Source organism: Marinifilum sp. JC120 (genome assembly GCA_004923195.1).
Taxonomy (GTDB): Bacteria; Desulfobacterota; Desulfovibrionia; order Desulfovibrionales; family Desulfovibrionaceae; genus Maridesulfovibrio.
Genome location: RDSB01000159.1, coordinates 1 through 535, shown reverse-complemented (window position 1 = coordinate 535; position 535 = coordinate 1). Strand labels below are relative to the sequence as shown.

Annotated in this window: 1 protein-coding gene; it reads left to right on the top strand. The window is 66.7% G+C overall.

What is annotated here, in order from left to right; all coding sequences use genetic code 11:
- Positions 1-8: 8 nt before the first annotated feature.
- Positions 9-530 (top strand): O-acetyl-ADP-ribose deacetylase, encoded by a 522-nt coding sequence (locus tag D0S45_20770; GenBank protein ID TIH06119.1) that lies wholly within the window; start codon positions 9-11, stop codon positions 528-530.
- Positions 531-535: the final 5 nt, after the last annotated feature.

The window sequence follows — 535 nt, the reverse complement described above, 5'->3', positions numbered from 1 at the left end:
ACGCGCGCATGACCGTGATGGAAGGCGATATCACGCGCCTTTCCGTCGATGCGGTCGTCAACGCGGCGAATGAAAGCCTCCTTGGCGGGGGCGGGGTGGACGGGGCGATCCACCGGGCGGCCGGGCCGGAGTTGCTGGAGCAATGCCGCAAGTTGGGCGGCTGTCCGACCGGCGAGGCCAGGATCACCCCGGGCTTCCGCATGGCGGCGCGCCACATCATCCATACCGTCGGGCCGGTCTGGCAGGGCGGCGACGAGGATGAGGACGCGCTTCTGGCGGAATGTTACCGCAACAGCCTGTCGCTGGCGGAAGAAAATGGCGCCAGGACCGTAGCCTTTCCGGCGATATCGACCGGGGCCTACGGCTTCCCGCCTGAGCGTGCGGTCGGCATCGCCGTCAATACGGTAGCCGCCTATCTTGCGCGGACTGAGGCGGTCGATCGGGTGGTGTTCTGCTGTTTCGACGCGAAAACGGCGGCCCTATACCAAACGGCGCTTGCGGGCGGAACGGTCCCCGCCGCCGACACATAATTTTC